Below are 18,738 nucleotides of genomic sequence, written 5' to 3'. Positions count from 1 at the left end.
CCGCGGAACCGGCTTTGCCGGGCCGCAGGCGCAGCGCCCCCTCGGGGGGCAGCGCATTACACGCAGTGAAAAGCGTGGGGGCTCCATGACCGCCGCCAGTCGTCTCAAAATAGGTTTATCGGCCTGCTTTTCGCACGCCGATCCGAGCCGGTCTTTTTTTACCGGCAAGACACTGCAGTACGTGGAGCAGTCCATCGCACACTGGCTGATGTCCTCGGGCGCCATGGTGGTCATGGTGCCCTGCCCCACGGGCAGTACCCGGCGCGGCGATGTGACCTATGAGCATTACGCCCAGTGGCTGGACGGCCTGGTGCTGCATGGCGGCGCCGACGTCTGGCCCGGCAGCTATGGCGAGGCGCCCATGGAAGACAAATGGTCCGGCGACCGGATACGCGACGAATACGACAAGGCGCTGGTCGCCACATTCGAAGCCGTCGGAAAGCCGATTTTTGGCGTGTGCCGCGGCCTGCAGCTGCTGAACGTGGCCTTTGGCGGAACGCTCTACCAGGACATCCAGACCCAGGTGCCCGACTCCTTCCTTCACCGCGACGCGGCGGCCTACGACCAGAATTTCCACAGCGTGGACATCGTGCAGGGCTCCCGGCTGTCGGCGCTGTACCCCGGCGTGGAGCGGGTGCGCGTCAACAGCATTCACCACCAGGCCATCAAGAAGCTGTCGCCCGAATTTGAAGTCGAGGCCTACAGCGTCGGCGACGGCATTGTGGAAGCCATACGCCGCAAGGACCGCTCCAAAAGCTATATCGCCGCGCTGCAGTGGCATCCCGAATTCCACCAGCCCGGCTCCGACACGATTGATGACGCCGCCATGCTCGAAGACTTCCTGTCGGCCGTGGCGGACGCCAAGCACAACCATCACAACCATTCCCGAAAAAGCAAGGCATGACGCAACTGTCCATCCACAACCCCGCGACCGGTGCCCTGATCACGGACCTGCCGGCCGATGACGCTGCCACGGTGGCCAGCAAGGCCGACCAGGCGCGTGCCGCCCAGCTCGGCTGGGCCAGGGTGCCGCTGGCCGAGCGCAAGGCCTGCATCACGCGTTTTCGCGCCGGCATCGTGGCCGAGCTGGACGCGCTGGCCGCGACCATGACGCACGAAACCGGCAAGCCCATCAAGATGTCGCGCAACGAACTGAACGGCCTGCTGGGGCGCGTCGACTTCTTCCTGGCAGAACTCGACAGCACCACCGCCACGCAAACCGTCTTCAGCGAGGGCGGCATGACCGAGCAGATCGAACACGCGCCGCTGGGCGTGGTGGCCAATATCTCGGCCTGGAACTACCCCTGGTTCGTCGGCGGCAATGTGTTCATTCCCGCCCTGCTCACGGGCAACGCCGTGCTCTACAAGCCTTCCGAATATGCCGCCATGACGGGCCTGGCCATGGCCCGCCTGCTGCACGCCGCCGGCGTGCCCCGGGATGTGTTTGTGCCGCTGGTCGGCGGCGCGGCCGTGGGGGAAGCCCTGCTGGCGCAGAAGGTGGACGGCCTCTTTTTCACCGGCTCCTACGCGACGGGCGCGCGGATTGCCCGCGCCATGGGCCCGCGCATGGTCAAGCTGCAGCTGGAGCTGGGCGGCAAGGACCCGACCTACGTCTGCGACGATGCCGACCCGAAAGCCGCCGCGGAGTCGCTCGCCGACGGCGCGATGTACAACACCGGGCAGAGCTGCTGCTCGGTCGAGCGCATCTACGTGCACGAGAAGATTCACGACGCGTTCGTGGCCGCCTTTGTCGACACGGTCAGGACCTTCAAGGTCGGCGACCCGATGGCCGAGGACACCTATATCGGCGCCATCACGCGCGCACCCCAGCTGGAGGTGCTGGATGCGCAGGTGCTGGACGCCAAAGCCAAAGGCGCCACGCTGCTGGCCGGCGGCCACCGCCTGCCGGGCCCGGGCAACTGGTATGCGCCCACCGTGTTTGCCGACGTCAACCACGGCATGGCGCTGATGCAGGAGGAAAGTTTCGGCCCCATCATCGGCATCCAGAAAGTCGCCGGCGACGAGGAAGCCGTCAGGCTCATGAACGACACGCGCTACGGCCTGACGGCGGGCGTGTTCACCCCGAACGAGACCCGTGCGAAGGCGCTGCTGGCGCAGGTGAATGCGGGCAGTGTCTACTGGAACTGCTGCGACCGCGTCAGCCCGCGCCTGCCCTGGAGCGGTTACGGCGATTCGGGCGTTGGCCTGACGCTGTCCACCTACGGCATCCAGACCTTCACCCGTCCCAAGGCCTGGCACTTGCGCCAACCCTAGAAATATGGCCCCCACGCTTGTCGCTTCGCGTGCCTTCGGCGGTGCGCTGCCCCTTGCACGGGAAAGCGGGGCTGAACCTGCTCGGGGCGGCCCGTCGGAAAATTGTCTCGTCATGAGGAGAACACCATGCGCCTGACCCTCTTCGACCTCGACCACACCCTGCTCAGCGGTGACAGCGATGTGCTGTGGTGCGACTTCCTCATGGAAAAAGGCGTGCTCGACAAAGCGCATTTTTCCGCCCGCAATGCCGACATCGAAGCGCGCTACAAGGCCGGCACGGTCGATCTGAAAGAGTTTGCCGATTTTTATGTGGGCACCCTGGCCGGACGCACCGTGCGCGAGTGGGAACCCCTGCGGCAGGAGTTCTTCTCGGAATGGATCGTCCCGCGCATCACGCCGCAGGCCGTGGCGCTGGTCGACAAGCACCTGGAAGCCGGCGACCTGGTCGTCATGACCACGGCCACCAACCGCTTCCTCACCGAGCTGACCGCTTTCTACCTGAACATCGAGCACCTGATTGCCACCGAGCCCGAAGTGCAAGACAACTGCTTTACCGGCAGCACCACCGGCACACTGAACATGCGTGCCGGCAAGGTAACGCGCCTGCATGACTGGCTGATGGCACGCGGCCTGCGCTTCAAGGACTTCAAAACCACGGCGTACAGCGACTCCATCAATGACCTGCCGCTGCTGGAAGCGGTGAAGCACCCGGTGACGGTGAACGCCGACGCGACACTGGCGGCCATAGGCGGCGAGCGCGGCTGGCCGGCACTGCAGCTGCGCTGAGCAGGGCCAGCCCGGCTGAAGCGCAGCCGACACGATCCCGGACACGCGGCTGTTCTTCTGTTCTTATTTCTTGCGGCCATATCTAGCGGTAAAGCTGGCTTTGCCCAGCGTGTTGGCGTTGATCATGAAGCCGACAAGCGCCGCCGTGGCATCGGCCGGCACCTCCAGCTTGTCGACCTTGAGCGCATGCACGGTAAAGATGTAGCGGTGCGGCCTGTCGCCTTGCGGCGGGCAGGTGCCGCCCCAGCCGGCCACGCCGTAATCGATGCGCACCGGGACCGCACCCTTGGGCAGGTTTGCACCACCCACAGCGCCGGCGTTGGGCGCCAGCTCCGTCACCGAAGCCGGAATGTTGATAACCGACCAGTGCCACCAGCCCGAGCCGGTGGGCGCGTCGGGATCGTAGACCGTCACGGCAAAGCTCTTGGTGTCCTTGGGCATGCCGCTCCACTTGAGCGCGGGCGATTTGTTGTCGCCCGAGCAGCCAAAGCCGTTGAACTCGAAGCTCTTGGGGATCATTCCGCCGGCCCTGATGTCCGGGCTGGTGAGCGTGAAGGCGGCGGCGTGCGCCAGCGTGGCGGCGCCTGCCAGGGCGGCGATGAGAAGCGTGCGTTTCATGAAATTCTCCTGAAGATGAGAACCGGATGATGGTGCAAACCGGCGCACCTTGCTGGCTGCGCCGCATCAATTGCTGTGCGGCAGAGCCCAGAGCCCTCCGCAACCCGTTCTCAAGGACGCAGGTGCGAAGGCGCGAAGCCGAAGCGCTCGCGGAACGCCGCGGAAAAGCGGCTGTGTGATTCGTAGCCGCAGCGGCCGGCAATTTCAGACACCTGCAGCCCGGTCGTTTGCAGCAGGCTCATGGCCGTTTCCAGCCGGACCTCGCGCACGCACTGGCTGACCGATGTGGCCTCTTGCGCCAGCCGGCGCTGCAGGGTGCTGGCGCTCAGGTGAAAGGCGCGGGCCACGTCGTCCACCGTCCAGACGGCTTGCGGGCGCTGCCCCGCCAGCCGCCGCACGCGGTCGGCCCAGCCGAGTTCACGGGCTGGCGCGAACACCAGGCCGCGCTCGGCCAGCAGCAACAGCACTTCAAGCGCGCGATGCTGGCGCATGGCCTGCGACGCTTCGCTGTCCTCCAGGGCCGCAGCGGCATGGCCGAAGGTGGCGGTAAACGCCTCGTCGACTAGCAGGCTGGCGCAGCCTTGCACGACCGGGGTGGCAGCGAACTGGCCAAAGCGCTCATGGAACAGCTCCACCAGCGGCGGCGCGAAAGTCAACACGCGCGCGATGTAACGGCCCTGCGGCGCGGGGTCGTTCACCATGTCCCATTGCGTCGCACGCGGAACCACGAACACGTCGCCGGTGCGAAAACCGGTGCTGCCTTGCGGGGTGGCCAGGCGCTTGCTGCCCGAGGCCACCCAGCCCACCATGTCGTCACGCACCGTGATCGTGCGGATGCGGTGGCGGACCGTGCTCGAAAGGACATGTGATGCGGCGGGGGCATCCATTGGCGGACGCCTCAGCTCAGGTGCTTGCCCACAATCCCGGCCAGCTCGAACATCGTCACCTGCGGCTTGCCGAAGACCGGCAGCAGCTTGGCGTCGGCATTGATGGCGCGCTTGTTGGTGGCGTCCTGCAGGCCTTCGGCCTTGATGTAGTCCCACAGCTTCTTGATCACCTGGGTGCGGGCCACCGGCTCGGCGCCAATCACCGCGGCGAGCGATGCGCTGGGCTTGAGGCCGGCACCCGGCTTGGGGGTGGCTGCCTTGCGCGCCACCTTGGGTGCGGCCGTCTTGGCCGGCGCTTTTTTGGCGGCGACCTTTTTGGCCGCAGCTTTCTTGGCCGCCGGCGCCGCATCGCCTGCGGCCCCTTTGGCCGCCACCGTCTTGCCGAACGGCGTCTTCACGACCCCCGTCTTGGCGGCCGCCGGTTTGCGCGGCGGGAACTTGGACGGCGCGAACTCGAAGTTCACCTTGTCGGCCTCCTTGTCCCAGGCCAGCATGGCCTTGAACGGGCGGCGCGTGCGCATGGAGACAAACTTGTCCAGCAGGTCGGTCTTGCCGGTTTCCAACAGCTTGTGCATTTGCTCGCGCTCGATCGGCTGCTGCAGGATCACCTGGCCGGTCTTGAAGGTGCAGCTCGGTGTGGGTTGCTCCAGCGTGGGCACTGACTTTTCGCAGACGTAGTTCTTGCCGAGCTCGAACACCCGGGCGGCGCAGCGCGGGCAGGGGCCCAGCGACTGCTGGCCGACAAAATCCACGATCTCGCCGGTCTCGCCGTTCTTGTCGTCGCCAAAATCGAATTCCAGCTTGTAGTTCTTCGTTTCCTCGTCGAACTTGATCACCATCTCGGCGGTGAAGGGCCAGCCCGCCTTGGAGCGGAACCCCTCCAGCGGCCCGATCTTGCGGTCGCGCAGGAACTGCTCGACCTCGGCCGTTTCAAAGGTGCGGCCCGCCGGCGTCTTGCCGAATGAAAAACCGCAGCCGTCGCCACCATTTTTCCCGGTGCAGGTGTAGCGGCGGTAGTTCTCCTTCACCACGCCGCCGCAGTTGGGGCAGGGCGTCTGCAGTGTGGCGTAGTCGCCGGGAATCGTGTCCTTGTCGTAGCCCTTGGCCTTGTTGACCAGCTTTTCCGTCATGGCGGCAATTTCAGCCATGAAGGTTTCGCGGCTCAGCTTGCCATGCTCCATCTGGGCCAGCTTGTACTCCCACTCGCCGGTCAGTTCGGCCTTGGAGAGCTCTTCCACGCCCAGGCCGCGTAGCAGCGTCATGAGCTGGAAGGCCTTGGCGGTCGGGATCAGTTCGCGCCCTTCGCGCAGCATGTACTTCTCGGCAATCAGGCCCTCAATGGTGGCGGCGCGCGTGGCCGGCGTGCCCAGGCCTTTTTCCTGCATGGCTTCACGCAGCTCGTCGTCGTCTATGGTCTTGCCGGCGCCTTCCATCGCGCCCAGCAGGGTGGCCTCGCTGTAGCGTGCCGGCGGCCGGGTCTTCAGGCCCTTGGCCTCGACCACTTCGGCGCGCACCATCTCGCCGGGCTTGACCGGCACCAGGCTCTGGCCCTTGTCGCCGTCCTTGGCATCGGCCACTTCATCGGCCGCTTCCTTGCCGTAAATTGCCAGCCAGCCGGGCTTCACCAGCACCTTGCCCTCGGTCTTGAAGCTATGTCCAACCGCTTGCGAGATACGCGTGGTGACCAGGTATTCGGCGCTCGGGTAGAACACCGCCATGAAGCGGCGCACCACCAGGTCGTACAGCTTTTGCTCGGCCTCGCTCAGGCCACTGGGCGCCTGCGTGGTTGGGATAATTGCGAAGTGATCGCTCACCTTGGCGTTGTCAAAAATCCGCTTGCTGGGCTTGATGTAGTTGCCTTTGATGGCCGTGGCCGCGTGCGGCGCCAGGTGGCGCATGCCGCTGTCAGCCAGCATTTCGAAGGTCTGCTTCACCACCGGCAAATAGTCTTCGGGCAGCGCGCGCGAGTCGGTACGCGGATAGGTCAGCGCCTTGTGGCGCTCGTACAGGCTTTGCGCAATCGACAGCGTGGTCTTGGCCGAGAAGCCGAACTTGCCGTTGGCTTCGCGCTGTAGAGAGGTCAAATCGAACAGCAGGCCGGCGGCCTGCGTGGTCGGCTTGGACTCTTCCGTGACCGTGGCGGCCTTGCCGCGCACCGCCTCGGCAATCGCCAGCGCTTCGCGCTCCGACCAGACGCGGTCGGCCCGCAGCTCGGCGTCGGGCTCGGCATTGTCGGCATTCGCCGCGGCCTTTTTCCATTTCGGGTCGAACCACTTGGCCGGGTATTCGCCGGCTTCGGCCAGGAAAGATGCGTGGATCTCCCAGTAGTCGCGGCTGACAAATTTGCGGATTTTCTCTTCGCGCTCCACCACCACCGACAGCGTCGGCGTCTGCACGCGGCCCACGGTGGTCAGGAAGAAGCCGCCATCGCGTGAATTGAAGGCGGTCATGGCGCGGGTGCCGTTGATGCCGACCATCCAGTCGGCCTCGGAGCGGGAGCGCGCGGCATCGGCCAGGCCCTGCATCTGCTTTTCGGTACGCAGGCTGTCAAAGCCCTCGCGGATCGCGGCCGGCGTCATGGACTGCAGCCAGAGGCGCTTGACCGGGTGCTTGCTGTTGGCGTACTGCTGGATCAGCCGGAAGATCAGCTCGCCCTCGCGCCCCGCGTCGCAGGCATTGACGATGGCGCCCACATCTTTGCGCTTGGCCAGCTTGACGATGGCGTTGAGCCGCGTTTTGGTCTTGTCGATGGGCTTGACCTCAAAGTACGGCGGAATCACCGGCAGGTTGGCAAAGCTCCACTTGCCGCGCTTCACGTCAAACTCCTCGGGCGCCTGGATCTCCACCAGGTGGCCCACGGCCGAGGTGACCAGCCACTCGTCGCTCTCGAAGTACTCGTCGTGCTTCTCGAACTTCCCCGCCGTGGGCGTGATGGCACGCACAATGTCTTGTGCCACCGAGGGCTTTTCTGCAATCACCAGAGTTTTCATAAGTACTTCTTCAAACCTTCCACATCTTCGGAGAACATCTCTCCGCTTTCCGCAAATACGACTTTTCCATTCCGCCCGGTCACCTTCATGACCACCACGACCGGCAGACCCGCCGGCTTGGGCAGCAGTTTGCCGACCTCGGGGGTCAGCATTCCCGCGGGAAAACTGTAGCCTTTGGCTTTCAAATAGCCGGCCGCCGCTGCAGGCTGCTTGTCAATCGACAAGGCCAGCACGTCCAGCCCCTGGTCCTTCTGCGCGCGCCACAAAGCCTCTATATGAGGCGACTGCAGCGCACAAAAAGGGCACCAGCTGGCCCACCAGTACACCACAAGCACCTTGCCCTGGGCATCGGCGGGGGTCCAGCGGCGACCATCCAGCAGCGTCAGGGACGGCAAAGGCAGCGTGCTGCCCACCTTCGGCAGCGGGCCTTCCGGCTCCCTGGCCCACGCCGGCAGGCCCACGCCCGGCGCGGCCAGCGCGGCAATGGACTGAATGACGTTTCGGCGCTTCAACACAGCAGACTCCCTGAATGCATCACTACAATAACCACTTCACGCGCAGGTACGCGCGCGGGTGCGCACGCACGCCTGTGCGCGCACATGCATGAATTAACCATACCAAAAAATTACCCCGTGTCAAAAAACCAGGCCGCTGCGAGCCCTTCCGCACTTTCTTCCCTGGCGCCCGAGGGCGCGTCCGGCGCCGACGGCCGCCGCATCCAGACCCGTCGCTCCGGCGTGCACGGCAAGGGCGTGTTTGCCCTGCAGGACCTGGCAGAAGGCGAGACGCTGATCGAGTACGTGGGCGAGGTGGTGACCTGGAAGGAGGCCCTGCGGCGCCACCCGCACGACCCGAAAGACCCCAACCACACCTTTTACTTTCACATCGATGAAAAGCATGTGATCGACGCCAAGTACGGCGGCAATTCCTCGCGCTGGATCAACCACAGCTGCAAACCCAACTGCGAGGCCGACGAAGACGAGGGGCGGGTCTTCATCAAGGCGCTGCGCAACATTAAGGCCGGCGAAGAGCTGTTTTACGACTACGGCCTGATCATCGATGCCAAGTACACCAAAAAGCTGAAGGCCGAATACCCCTGCTGGTGCGGCGCCAAAACCTGCCGTGGCACGCTGCTCGCCCCCAAGGACAAGGACAACGGCAAAGACGCAGGCAAGGACAAGCCGAAAGCAAAAGACAAGGCCAGCGACAAGGCCAAGGCCAAAGCAAAAGCCAAGCTCGACAGCAAGAAATCCCAGGCCAAAAAGAACAAAAGGAAGAAGGACTGAACCGGGCCGCTTCACCGCCACCGCCCCATTTCACCGTTTCACCGTTCCACCCCTCCCATCCTCCACGTTCAACCCCTCGCCGTGACTTCCTCCCCGACAGCCGCCCCGGCCTCCCCCCTCCGATGGCCCGCCGAGGCCATCTGGAAGGCTGTAGCACCCTCCTTGCCGGGGTTTACCGTGGAGGTCCTGCCCGAGATCGACTCGACCAACAGCGAGCTGATGCGGCGCTTTCGCGGCAGCGCCGATGCGCCGCCCCGGCCCGAGCCCCTGCTGCTGGTGGCCGAACAGCAAACCGCCGGGCGCGGGCGATCCGGCCGCAGCTGGGAAAGCCGGCGCTCAAACAGCCTGACTTTTTCCCTGGGCCTACCCTTGCAGCCGGCCGACTGGTCGGGCCTGTCGCTGGCCGTCGGCATCAGCCTGGCGGAAAGCCTGGACCCGCGGCCGGCAGGCCAACCGGCCATCGGCCTGAAATGGCCCAACGACCTCTGGCTTTCCGGCCAGACCCGCGAGGGCGAGCGCAAGCTGGGGGGCATTCTGGTGGAGACCGCCAGCTGGGGCGGCATTCGCTATGTGGTGATCGGTGTCGGCATCAACATCCTGCCGGTGCAACTTTCCGCTCCCCCCTCCGGTTCGCCCGCCACCATGGCCGTCCCGCCCGGTTGCCTGCAGGACCTGCGCCCCGGCGTGGATGCCGGCGAAGCGCTGCTGCGCACGCTGCCCCCGCTGGTGCAGGCCGTGCAGGCCTTTGAACAATTCGGCTTTGCCCCCTTCCAGGCGCGTTTTTCGGCGCGCGATGTGCTCGCCGGCCGCGCCGTGAGGCTCTCGGACGGCACCGAAGGCACGGCGCACGGCGTCAGTGAAAGCGGCGCCCTGCTCGTGCATACTGCGGCTGGCATGAAAGAAATCACCAGTTCCGAAGTCAGCGTGCGGCCGGTTTCGGCGGCAAAGGGCAACCGCCCATGCTGAGGCTGCTGGTGCTGGCGCTGCTGCTGGCCAACGCAGGCTACTTTGCCTTTACCCAGGGCCTGCTGGCCGATTACGGATGGGCTCCGGCCATCCAGGCCGAGCCCCAGCGCCTGGAGCAGCAGATCCGGCCGGAAGCCATGCAGCTGCTCAGCACGGGCGAAGCCCGGCAATTTGAAAGCGCCGGCGGTCCCTCCAGCTCTGCCGAGTGCCTGCAGGCCGGCCTCTTCAGCGACGAGCAGGCCGGCGCGCTCCGCCCCCGCCTGCAAGCCAGCCTGCCCGCCGGCAGCTGGTCGCTCGAAAGCAGCGCCGAGCCCGGCCGCTGGATCATCTACATGGGTAAATACAGCAGCGACGAAGCCCTGGCCAAAAAACGCGGCGAGCTGCGCCAGCGGGGCGTGTCTTTCGAGCCGCTGCTCAACCCGACGCTGGCCCCCGGCCTGTCGCTGGGCCACTTCGGCTCGCAGGCCGAGGCCGAGCGCGAACTGGCCAGGGCCGCCACCCTCGGCGTGCGCACCGCCCGGGTCGTGCTGGAACGACCCGAAGCGAAAGGCCAGTTGCTCAAGCTGGCTGCGGTCGATGCCGCGCTGCGGTCCCAGCTGGAGTCCCTGAAGCCCCAGCTCGAGGGCAAGGCATTGCAGGCCTGCAGATAACAAAGCCCCCACGGTCGCTCACTGCGTGTAGCTTCCTGCCCCCCGAGGGGGCCGCTGCGCCTGCGGTCTGGCAAAGCCAGTCCCGCGGCCCCTGCTTGAAAATACAGGCCCCCACGCTCCCCACTTTGTGTGGTTCGCTGCCCCCCGAGGGGGCCGCTGCGCCTGCGGTCTGGCAAAGCCAGTCCCGCGGCCCCTGCTTGATTAAAGAGCTCTCACGGTTAGTCGCGGCGCAAAGCCATTGCTATTAATTTAGGAGCTTGTTACGCTCGTTCTGCGCGGCTTGCAGGCATTATTTGCTTAAGAAATGCCCCGGAGTCACCAGAGCCGTTTACACCGCCCGCCAGTGCCGCAGTGGCACACAGGTCTGCAGGCGCGTCACGGCCTGGTCCATCAGCGCCGGATGCAACTCGTGGCCCACGGAGGCGGCCACGTCCAGCGTGGCATCGGCATTCAGGGCCATCAGCAGGTCAAAGCCGTGCCGTGCGACGCTGACCGGCACCACCGGGTCGTTCTGGCCGTGCAGCAGGTGCAGCGTGGTGAGGGCGGGCGCCTTGTCGGGCCAGACCTGGTAACTGCCGCCAAACGCCAGCACGCGCCCCACCAAGCCATCGTGGGCGTCGCTAAAGGCCAGGGCCAGCGTGGCGCCGGCGCCGAAACCGACCAGCGCCGTGTCCGACTGCAGCACGTCAAACCGCTGCTGCTGGCTCCGCAAATAGGCGGCCAGCGCCTCCACCCGCGCCGGCAGGCTGCCGTGGCCGTTGCCCGTACCCAGCGGGCCCACCAGCCCCTCGGGGATCAACACGGCGGCCTCGGCAAACGCATCGCCCAGCAGGTTGCCCATGGCGAGCATGTCGGCGGCCACACCGCCTTCATCGTGCAACAGCACAAACAGCGGCCGGGGCGATGCCGCCGCCGACAGCAGCTCGATGGTTTCGATGTCCAGTAGATTCATGGCAAGGACCGGACGGGCAGGCGACAAGCCGGACCGTCCGGTGAAGGGTTGTTGTTGAATCGCTATTGTCAGACCCGACAGGCCCCGGCGTCCAGCGCCTGCGGGTAAGCCATCATTGCTAAGATTACCCATTGACGCATGAAGCATCCAGCCCGATGCGGCGCCCTGAAGCCCCGAAAGCACTCATCATGAAAATCGAAAAAAACACCGCCGTCACCCTGAACTACAAAGTCGCCGACGCCCAAGGCAAGCTCGTCGAGGAAAGCTCGGGACCCATGGTCTACCTGCATGGTGGCTATGGCAACACCCTGCCCAAGATCGAGGAAGCCCTGGACGGACAGCTGCCCGGCTACCAGGTCACGCTGAACCTGCAGCCGGAGGACGCCTTCGGCCTGCGCGACGAAAGCCTGGTGCGCACCATCCCCAAGTCTGAATTTCCGCCCGGCGTCAAGGTCGGCGGACAGCTGGAAGGCCGCGGCGACGACGGCCGGGAGCAGCTGTTTCACGTGATGAAAATCAAGGGCAACGTCGTCATGCTGGACGGCAACCACCCGCTGGCCGGCAAGGCCCTGCGCTTCACGCTGAAGGTCACCGACGTGCGCGCCGCCTCCGAAGAAGAGATTGCGCACCGCCATGTGCACGGCGAGCACGGCCACCATCACTGACCCGTTCCGGCGCCACGGCGCTGCTGACAGGAACGAGGAACGGGCCTGAAGTCGACCCAGTTCATGACCGGGCTGCCTGGCCCATCAAGCGCCTGGGAAGATGCCGTTTGATGAGCCGGGCAGCCTGCAACCCCACTGGCAATGCGGTATTTTTCGGCCTAGACTGAATGGAACCTGCACGGGCCGCTGCGCTGCGTGGCCCCGAAAGGCCCAGGAAGGTCTATTTACTCCCGGAGGCTGCCATGTCCATTCCCTCGACTCTAGCCAACTACCTCGACCAGCGCGGTGCGCGCTATGAGATTCTTGCGCACGCGCACAGCCGCACCAGTGCGGAAACAGCCCGCAGCGCCAACGTCATACCCGATCACCTGGCCAAGTCGGTCGTTCTTGAAGACGACCTGGGCTACGTGATGGCTGTCATTCCTGCCGACAAGGCCGTGATGGTGGATGAGCTTGGGCGCATGCTGGGCCGCAAGTCACTGCGGCTGGCCGATGAAGAACGCGTTGCCACGCTGTTCAAAGGCTGCGAACCCGGTGCCGTGCCCTCCGTCGGCATGGCCTGGGGTATTGAAACGATCGTCGATGACGAACTCGAGGCGTGCGAGGCCGTGTACATGGAAGGCGGCGACCACGAACGCCTGCTGCGCATGTCGCACGACCAGTTCCACGCGCTGATGAGTTCGCAGCGGCACGGCCAGTTCAGCAAGGCCCCGGCGCATTGGGGCCGGGCAGCGAGTTTTTAACCTGAAGGTTTAATCGGCAACCGTCACCACGTTGTTGGCAAAGGTGATCTGGTCGCCCACCGCCGGAACCGTTTTGATCGGCGGCACATTGGCCGGCGTGATCGGATTGACCACCGCACCCGTCAGCCCGCGCAGCACGGTACGCACCACCTGGCTGGCCGGCAGCGCGGCGCCGGTCTTCAGGTTGGCGTACATCATGTCCATCGCCTGGATGAAATAGCGGTGCGCGGGAATGAAGCGCTCGCCATAGCCCGGGAATGCCAGGAAAGCGTCGAAATGCTGGGCATTCGTCACTTCAATGTAGGACAGTCTGCTGTTGGCGCCTTCCACAATCTTGTTGCGGCCGAAATAAGGACGCGATGAAAAGGCCACGGGCACCTGCGCATCCGCGCGGCCATGCACGATCAGCGCCGGCTTGCCCTGCAAATCACCGGTGCGCAACACCTCGTTGATGCCCTGCTGCACCTTCAACGCGTTCGCGCTGCTTCCCCCCAACAGCTCGCGCAGGCACAGCGCGCCGGCGATGTTGTAGTCCAGCACACTGCCGGCAGACAGCGAGGCGGCATCCAGCAAGGGGCCGCCCACGCTGTTGTTGTTGACGATGTTGATGCCCACCGTCGGCGGAATGCCGTTGCTGGCACCAAACGAGGTGGCCAGCGCGGTGGCGGAGGCGGCCACCGGCGCATTCGGGGTGGCCGAGCCGGCCGCTCCGGTGGCCGCAAAACTGAAACCGCAGAGGTTGTCCTTGACGCTGAAACGCCCGTAGCTGTTGGCAAAGGTCACGGCCACCGCCGGTGTCGCAAAAGAGTAGTGCGACGCCTGCAAGACACTGCTTTCCGGCTGATGCCCTGCCGCCAGGAGCCTGGCCATGGCATCGGCGGCCAGTTCGGCCGTGGTGTTGCCAACAATGAGGCCGCTCGACTGGAGCGCATTGCAGCGGTTGGTGGCAATGGTCGTATTGACCGTGTTGAACACATTCGTGGTGGGCGATGCCAACGCTGCACAGGGCTGCAGCAGGTTGCCCAGGCTGGCGTAGTCGAACAGAGGCCTTCCGGTCCCGGCCAGGGTGCTTGCGCCGCGCTTCACACTCAGCCGGGCGTCAGGCACCACCTGGATCTGGGGTTCAGCCACCGCAACGCCGGTGATCAGGCCTTTCGTGTCGAGTTCCGCCGCGGCCAGCGCCGCGCCCGCGCCGTTGGACGCACTTGACGCAATCACGATGGTATTGCCGGGTGTCAGTTTGACGAGGCGCGACACGCCGTCTTTCGCCACCGCGCCATAGTTTTCATTCAGCACAAAGTAGGCAAACTCGACCGCTTGCAGCGTCCATTTTCCCCAGTCTTTTTCGGTGTTCTGCTGCGAATGCGCATGCTTGACGGCAAACCGGTTCGGCGTTGCCGTATTGAATGCGGCGAGCTCGGCGCTGGTCAGGATGGCGGTGAAATTCGAGGCCTTGCCGGCCGCCGTGGCCGTCGCGCGGACGCCATTTTGCAGGTTGACCGTGTCGTTCTGCAGGTCGTGCATGCCGGTGCCGGTGCCTTTGTCGGTATAGGCCACGGCACAGCCATTTTTAAGGCCCCATTCGCCGGAGGTTCCGATGGCGCCATACACCCCGCGCGACCCGCTCGACGTGCCCGTGACGATGCACGGGCTGGCAGGGTTGAAGCTGACAGGCACCTGCACCAGCATCGTGATGTTCTGGTTGCCGGTGCCATCATCCGAATAGGCCAGGTATTCGGTGCCGGCAATCTTGCCTTCACTGGTGGTGATGACGCCGCTGGCGTCCACATTGGGCCCATACAGGCTGCCGTAACCGCCGGCCACCGTGATGTCGAGCAGCGCGCGGTAGTTGTTGAAGATGGCAATTCTCCGCAGCTCCGCCGCCGTCGGATTCAAGGGATCCGCCGCCACGGGCGCGGTTGCGCCCAGACCGGTTTTGCCGAGACCTGCGGTGAGCAAGTCATCGCTGGCGCCGTCGTAGTTGACCGACACCACCGTGCCCAGATAGGTCGGCTTGCGGTTGATGTTTTCACCTGCGCTACCACCCCCGCAGCCGCTGAGTACCAATACGGCTGCGACGGCTGCGGCTATAGACGTCAGCGTCAAACAGTTTTTGCTTGTAGTTGTCATGTCGTCCCCATTGTGTTGTTGTGTTGATCTGGCAATTCATCGAGTCATCACACACTCATCACACACACCGGTTCCAGGCCATCCCGTTATTTCGGCGAGTCTGTCACCCAAGCGTGCGAACCCTCAGCAGCCCGAATCACATCGGCTCGGCCTGATGGAGAGGGCCTGATGATGGGCGGTAAGCCCTGCGCCTTCAACTCCGTACAACTACCTACCGGGGCAATCGAGGTTGACAACGCCGAAAAAGTGGCGGCTGCGCGACGCTCCAAGCTTCGGAAGCACCGGCCCAAACCAGAAACGCACGGAAACGCACATGACACCGGCGTCCGCATTACGGCAGGCGCAGCCCTTCCTCACGCAGCCTCTCACACCGAATCCGCGCGCACCGGCCGCCTGAACAGCTGCTGCACCAGCGCGCGCATCCACTGGTGCGCCGGGTCGTTGTCGGTGCTGCCGTGCCAGACCAGGCGCACCTCATAGGCGGGTGCGCCGGGAATCCCCCAGACCCGGAAGTCGTAGCGCTGGCGCAGGTTGCGCGCATACATTTCGGGCACGATGGACAGCAGGTCGGTCGTCAGCGCCAGGTCGGGCAGGGCGCCGAAGTGGCGGGCCCTGAGCACGATGCGGTCTTGCAGCTTCATGCGCAGCAGCATCTGCTCCACGCTGCCGTGAAACGTCGCCGTGGGCGAGGCCACCACAAAGGCGGCCTCGGCCAGCTGCTGCTTGGTCAGGGTGCGGCCGCTGCGGCCGGAGGCGGGCCGCCACTGCGGCGCGGCCACCGCCACATAGTTCTCGCGGAACAGCAGTTCGGTGCGTATGCCGCGGTGGCGCGGCTGCAGGATGCCGATGGCCAGGTCGATCTCGCGCGCCTCCAGCGCGGCCGCCACATCGTTCGCCGCCACCGAGATATTCGACAGGCGCGCGCCCGGCGCCTGGCTGCGCAGCGCGCCGGCCAGCGCCGGCAGGAACAGCATCTCGCCCAGGTCCGACAGCGACAGGCGCCAGTGCATGTCGCTGTGGGCCGCCTCGAACTCCTCGTGGCCGGTGACCACGGTTTCCAGCGCCAGCAGCTGCGCCAGCACCGCGGGCGCGAGCTGCTCGCACAGGCGCGTGGGCTTGAGGCCCGAGGGCGCGCGCACAAACAGCTCGTCGTCAAAAAAATCGCGCAGCCGGGCCAGCGCATTGCTGGTGGCGGGCTGCGACAGCGACAGCGCCTTGCCGGCGAGGGTGACCGAACCCGTGCGGTGAATGGCCGCCAGCACACGCAAGAGGTTGAGGTCGAGCTGGCGAAAGTTCATGGCGGCGTCTCCAACAATGTCTCATCAATCCCTGATCAAGGCCTGATCCATACCCGATCACTGCCTGTCAGGGTTCTCCCGGATTATTCACCAGATGGATGTGCTCCATCTGAACAATCCATTTGCCGGATGAATTCGACCTGCGTAAATTCCCGTCAATACACGGATGCCACCGGCCGCAGACGAACTGCCGGCCCGACGTGGCATGAGACGCAAAGACACACATACATTGAGACACACCGTGACGCGCATGCAGCAACAACCCATTCTTCCGGCGAACGCCGCACCTGGTGCCTTCCATGGCTGAACGTTCATTCGCCAATGAAGTCCAGAAACTGCGCCTGGGCGACGGTGACGAGTTTCGCGGCGAAGGCATCCTGGCCGTCACCAAGGCCCTGCTGCAGTCGGGCGTGTCCTATGTGGCCGGTTACCAGGGCGCGCCGATTTCGCACCTGATGGACGTGCTGACCGACGCCAACGACATCCTGCAGGAACTCGGTGTGCGCTTTGAGCACAGCGCCTCGGAGGCCACCGCCACCGCCACGCTGGCCGCCTCCGTCAACTACCCGCTGCGCGGCGCCGTGACCTTCAAGTCCACCGTGGGCACCAACGTGGCCTCCGACGCGCTGGCCAACCTGGCGTCGGGCGGTGTCACCGGCGGCGCGATGCTGATCGTTGGCGAGGACTACGGCGAGGGCTCCAGCATCATGCAGGAACGCTCGCACGCCTTTGCGATGAAGTCGCAGGTCTGGCTGATAGACCCGCGGCCCAACCTCGAAAGCATTGTGCGGGCCGTGGAGATGGGCTTCGAGCTGTCTGAAGCCAGCCGCACGCCGGTGATGCTGGAGCTGCGCATACGCGCCTGCCATGTGCACGGGCGCTTTGCCACCAAGGCCAACAAGCGGCCGTCCTTCACGCTGAAGGACGCGATGGAAAACCCGCAGCGCGACGCCAGCCGCATCGTGCTGCCGCCCGCCAGCTACGCGCAGGAGCAGGAAAAGATCACCGAGCGCTGGCCGGCCGCCGTGAAGTTCATCCAGGAGCACCAGCTCAACGAGTTTTTCTCGGAAGACGCCAAAGACTTCGGCATCGTCATGCAGGGCGGCCTGTACAACAGCGTGCTGCGTTCACTGGAGCTGCTGGGCCTGGCCGATGCGTTTGGCAACTCGCAGGTGCCGCTGTATGTGCTCAACCTCACCTACCCGCTGATTGACGACGAGTTCAAGCGCTTTTGCGCCGGCAAGCGCGGCATACTGCTGGTGGAAGAAGGCCAGCCCGACTTCATCGAGCAGAGCGTGAACTCGATGTTGCGCAAGGCCGATGTGCAGACCAAGGTGCACGGCAAGGACGTGCTGCCCATGGCCGGCGAATACACCGGCGGCGTGGTGCTCAAGGGCGTGGCGCGCTTCATCGACATCTATGCACCCGCACTGCTGCAAGGCCGCGAGCTGCCAACGGCGGCGCGGCCCGCCTCCAGCGGCCTGGCGGTATTGGACGGCAACCCCAAGGCCTTTGCCATCAAGGCCGCCTCCGACGAAGTGCAGGGCCGCCCGCCCTCGTTCTGCACCGGCTGCCCCGAGCGTCCGATCTTCACCGCGATGAAGCTGATCGAGCGCGAGCTCGGCAAGCACCACATCAGCTGCGACATCGGCTGCCATCTGTTTTCCATCCTGCCACCCTTCAACATCGGCGCCACCACCATGGGCTACGGCCTGGGCTGGGCCGGCGCCTCGGCCTTCAACACCCCCGAGACGTCGAAGCGCACGATTGCCATGATGGGCGACGGCGGCTTCTGGCACAACGGCCTGACCAGCGGCGTGGGCAATGCGGTGTTCAACCAGACCGACAACGTGCTGCTGGTGGTGGACAACGGCTATTCGGCCGCCACCGGCGGGCAGGACGTGCTCTCGTCCAAGGCTGTCAACCCGATACGCAGCACCAACAACCCGATTGAGAAGGCCGTGCGCGGCGTCGGCGTGAAGTGGGCCAAAACAGTGACCAATACCTACAGCCTCACGCAGATGCGCGATGTGCTGCGCGAAGCCCTGACCACGAAAGAAAAAGGCCCCAAGGTCATCGTGGCGCAAAGCGAGTGCATGCTGAACCGCCAGCGCCGCGTCAAGCCGCAGATCCGCAAGCGGATTGAAGGCGGCGAGCGCGTGGTGCGCGAGCGCTTTGGCATTGACCCCGACACCTGCACCGGCGACCACTCGTGCATACGCCTGTCGGGCTGCCCCTCGCTGACCATCAAGCCCAACCCCGACCCCTTGCGCCGCGACCCGATTGCCACGGTGATCGACAGCTGCGTGGGCTGCGGCCTGTGCGGCGAAGTGGCGCATGCTGCGGTGCTGTGCCCCTCGTTTTACCGCGCCGAAATCATCAACAACCCGACCGCCTGGGACCGCTTCAAGCTGCGGCTGCGCACGGCCGTGATCGGCGCACTGCAAAACCGCATTGAACGCCGGCTGGAAGGGATTGCCGCATGAACGCACC

At 65.1% G+C, this 18,738-nt stretch carries 16 protein-coding genes; 9 read left to right on the top strand and 7 right to left on the bottom strand.

Features of this window, described 5'->3' with window-relative positions; translation table 11 throughout:
- The first annotated feature begins 85 nt into the window (after positions 1 to 85).
- The 3 genes from AC1DUR_RS03685 (at position 86) to AC1DUR_RS03675 (ending at position 3,060) form a co-directional block, all read left to right on the top strand.
- Complete coding sequence (locus AC1DUR_RS03685) at positions 86 to 904, top strand: gamma-glutamyl-gamma-aminobutyrate hydrolase family protein (protein WP_477716479.1); 819 nt, start codon at positions 86 to 88, stop codon at positions 902 to 904.
- The gene (locus AC1DUR_RS03680) at positions 901 to 2,274 is read left to right on the top strand and encodes an aldehyde dehydrogenase family protein (protein ID WP_477721257.1); all 1,374 of its coding nucleotides are present in this window, start codon (positions 901 to 903) and stop codon (positions 2,272 to 2,274) included. The genes AC1DUR_RS03685 and AC1DUR_RS03680 overlap by 4 nt, the downstream gene beginning before the upstream one ends.
- A gap of 126 nt (positions 2,275 to 2,400) precedes the next feature.
- Entirely contained in the window at positions 2,401 to 3,060 is a 660-nt protein-coding gene (locus AC1DUR_RS03675) for an HAD family hydrolase (protein ID WP_477721256.1), read from the top strand.
- A 63-nt stretch (positions 3,061 to 3,123) separates the two neighbouring features.
- On the opposite strand, the gene AC1DUR_RS03670 is transcribed toward AC1DUR_RS03675, so the two are convergent.
- From AC1DUR_RS03670 to AC1DUR_RS03655, 4 genes are all read right to left on the bottom strand, one after another.
- Positions 3,124 to 3,678: a YbhB/YbcL family Raf kinase inhibitor-like protein gene (locus tag AC1DUR_RS03670; RefSeq protein ID WP_477721255.1), complete on the bottom strand. Its 555-nt coding sequence runs from the start codon at positions 3,676 to 3,678 to the stop codon at positions 3,124 to 3,126.
- 110 nt (positions 3,679 to 3,788) lie between these two features.
- Positions 3,789 to 4,565 (bottom strand): helix-turn-helix transcriptional regulator, encoded by a 777-nt coding sequence (locus AC1DUR_RS03665; RefSeq protein WP_477716483.1) that lies wholly within the window; start codon positions 4,563 to 4,565, stop codon positions 3,789 to 3,791.
- Positions 4,566 to 4,576: 11 nt separating this feature from the next.
- Positions 4,577 to 7,555: a DNA topoisomerase III gene (locus AC1DUR_RS03660; protein WP_477721254.1), complete on the bottom strand. Its 2,979-nt coding sequence runs from the start codon at positions 7,553 to 7,555 to the stop codon at positions 4,577 to 4,579.
- A complete protein-coding gene (locus AC1DUR_RS03655) occupies positions 7,552 to 8,070 on the bottom strand; it encodes a TlpA disulfide reductase family protein (RefSeq protein WP_477721253.1) in 519 nt (172 codons plus the stop codon). Before AC1DUR_RS03655 ends, AC1DUR_RS03660 begins: the two co-directional genes overlap by 4 nt.
- Positions 8,071 to 8,154: 84 nt before the next feature.
- On the opposite strand from AC1DUR_RS03655, the gene AC1DUR_RS03650 reads away from it, so the two are divergent.
- From AC1DUR_RS03650 to AC1DUR_RS03640, 3 genes are all read left to right on the top strand, one after another.
- A complete protein-coding gene (locus tag AC1DUR_RS03650; protein WP_477721252.1) occupies positions 8,155 to 8,841 on the top strand; it encodes an SET domain-containing protein in 687 nt (228 codons plus the stop codon).
- A gap of 81 nt (positions 8,842 to 8,922) precedes the next feature.
- Positions 8,923 to 9,807 carry a biotin--[acetyl-CoA-carboxylase] ligase gene (locus tag AC1DUR_RS03645; RefSeq protein WP_477721251.1) on the top strand — a complete coding sequence of 295 codons (885 nt, stop codon included), beginning with the start codon at positions 8,923 to 8,925 and terminating at the stop codon, positions 9,805 to 9,807.
- Positions 9,801 to 10,457: an SPOR domain-containing protein gene (locus AC1DUR_RS03640; RefSeq protein ID WP_477721250.1), complete on the top strand. Its 657-nt coding sequence runs from the start codon at positions 9,801 to 9,803 to the stop codon at positions 10,455 to 10,457. The genes AC1DUR_RS03645 and AC1DUR_RS03640 overlap by 7 nt, the downstream gene beginning before the upstream one ends.
- Before the next feature lie 328 nt (positions 10,458 to 10,785).
- Here AC1DUR_RS03640 and ypfH read toward each other — a convergent pair whose 3' ends face one another.
- A complete protein-coding gene (gene ypfH, locus AC1DUR_RS03635; protein WP_477721249.1) occupies positions 10,786 to 11,409 on the bottom strand; it encodes an esterase in 624 nt (207 codons plus the stop codon).
- 188 nt (positions 11,410 to 11,597) lie between these two features.
- Here ypfH and AC1DUR_RS03630 point away from each other — a divergent pair, with 188 nt between their 5' ends.
- On the top strand, positions 11,598 to 12,074 hold the full coding sequence (locus AC1DUR_RS03630; RefSeq protein ID WP_477716490.1) for an FKBP-type peptidyl-prolyl cis-trans isomerase: 477 nt from the start codon (positions 11,598 to 11,600) through the stop codon (positions 12,072 to 12,074).
- A 242-nt stretch (positions 12,075 to 12,316) separates the two neighbouring features.
- A complete protein-coding gene (locus AC1DUR_RS03625) occupies positions 12,317 to 12,817 on the top strand; it encodes an aminoacyl-tRNA deacylase (RefSeq protein ID WP_477721248.1) in 501 nt (166 codons plus the stop codon).
- 9 nt (positions 12,818 to 12,826) lie between these two features.
- On the opposite strand, the gene AC1DUR_RS03620 is transcribed toward AC1DUR_RS03625, so the two are convergent.
- Together AC1DUR_RS03620 and AC1DUR_RS03615 are read right to left on the bottom strand one after the other, a co-directional pair.
- Entirely contained in the window at positions 12,827 to 14,947 is a 2,121-nt protein-coding gene (locus AC1DUR_RS03620; RefSeq protein WP_477721247.1) for a D-(-)-3-hydroxybutyrate oligomer hydrolase, read from the bottom strand.
- 365 nt (positions 14,948 to 15,312) lie between these two features.
- On the bottom strand, positions 15,313 to 16,245 hold the full coding sequence (locus tag AC1DUR_RS03615) for a LysR family transcriptional regulator (protein WP_477721246.1): 933 nt from the start codon (positions 16,243 to 16,245) through the stop codon (positions 15,313 to 15,315).
- A gap of 299 nt (positions 16,246 to 16,544) precedes the next feature.
- Here AC1DUR_RS03615 and AC1DUR_RS03610 point away from each other — a divergent pair, with 299 nt between their 5' ends.
- Positions 16,545 to 18,731: a thiamine pyrophosphate-dependent enzyme gene (locus tag AC1DUR_RS03610; RefSeq protein WP_477721245.1), complete on the top strand. Its 2,187-nt coding sequence runs from the start codon at positions 16,545 to 16,547 to the stop codon at positions 18,729 to 18,731.
- The last annotated feature ends 7 nt before the right edge of the window (positions 18,732 to 18,738 follow it).

Source organism: Polaromonas sp. P4_F4, from assembly GCF_056401355.1.
This window is presented reverse-complemented; position numbering and strand designations above follow the sequence as displayed.

Coding starts and splice junctions, on each gene's coding strand:
- AC1DUR_RS03685 (WP_477716479.1), top strand. CDS start 86: ATGACCGCCGCCAGTCGTCTCAAAATAGGTTTATCGGCCTGCTTTTCG.
- AC1DUR_RS03680 (WP_477721257.1), top strand. CDS start 901: ATGACGCAACTGTCCATCCACAACCCCGCGACCGGTGCCCTGATCACG.
- AC1DUR_RS03675 (WP_477721256.1), top strand. CDS start 2,401: ATGCGCCTGACCCTCTTCGACCTCGACCACACCCTGCTCAGCGGTGAC.
- AC1DUR_RS03670 (WP_477721255.1), bottom strand. CDS start 3,678: ATGAAACGCACGCTTCTCATCGCCGCCCTGGCAGGCGCCGCCACGCTG.
- AC1DUR_RS03665 (WP_477716483.1), bottom strand. CDS start 4,565: ATGGATGCCCCCGCCGCATCACATGTCCTTTCGAGCACGGTCCGCCAC.
- AC1DUR_RS03660 (WP_477721254.1), bottom strand. CDS start 7,555: ATGAAAACTCTGGTGATTGCAGAAAAGCCCTCGGTGGCACAAGACATT.
- AC1DUR_RS03650 (WP_477721252.1), top strand. CDS start 8,155: ATGCATGAATTAACCATACCAAAAAATTACCCCGTGTCAAAAAACCAG.
- AC1DUR_RS03640 (WP_477721250.1), top strand. CDS start 9,801: ATGCTGAGGCTGCTGGTGCTGGCGCTGCTGCTGGCCAACGCAGGCTAC.
- ypfH (WP_477721249.1), bottom strand. CDS start 11,409: ATGAATCTACTGGACATCGAAACCATCGAGCTGCTGTCGGCGGCGGCA.
- AC1DUR_RS03630 (WP_477716490.1), top strand. CDS start 11,598: ATGAAAATCGAAAAAAACACCGCCGTCACCCTGAACTACAAAGTCGCC.
- AC1DUR_RS03625 (WP_477721248.1), top strand. CDS start 12,317: ATGTCCATTCCCTCGACTCTAGCCAACTACCTCGACCAGCGCGGTGCG.
- AC1DUR_RS03620 (WP_477721247.1), bottom strand. CDS start 14,947: ATGACAACTACAAGCAAAAACTGTTTGACGCTGACGTCTATAGCCGCA.
- AC1DUR_RS03615 (WP_477721246.1), bottom strand. CDS start 16,245: ATGAACTTTCGCCAGCTCGACCTCAACCTCTTGCGTGTGCTGGCGGCC.
- AC1DUR_RS03610 (WP_477721245.1), top strand. CDS start 16,545: ATGGCTGAACGTTCATTCGCCAATGAAGTCCAGAAACTGCGCCTGGGC.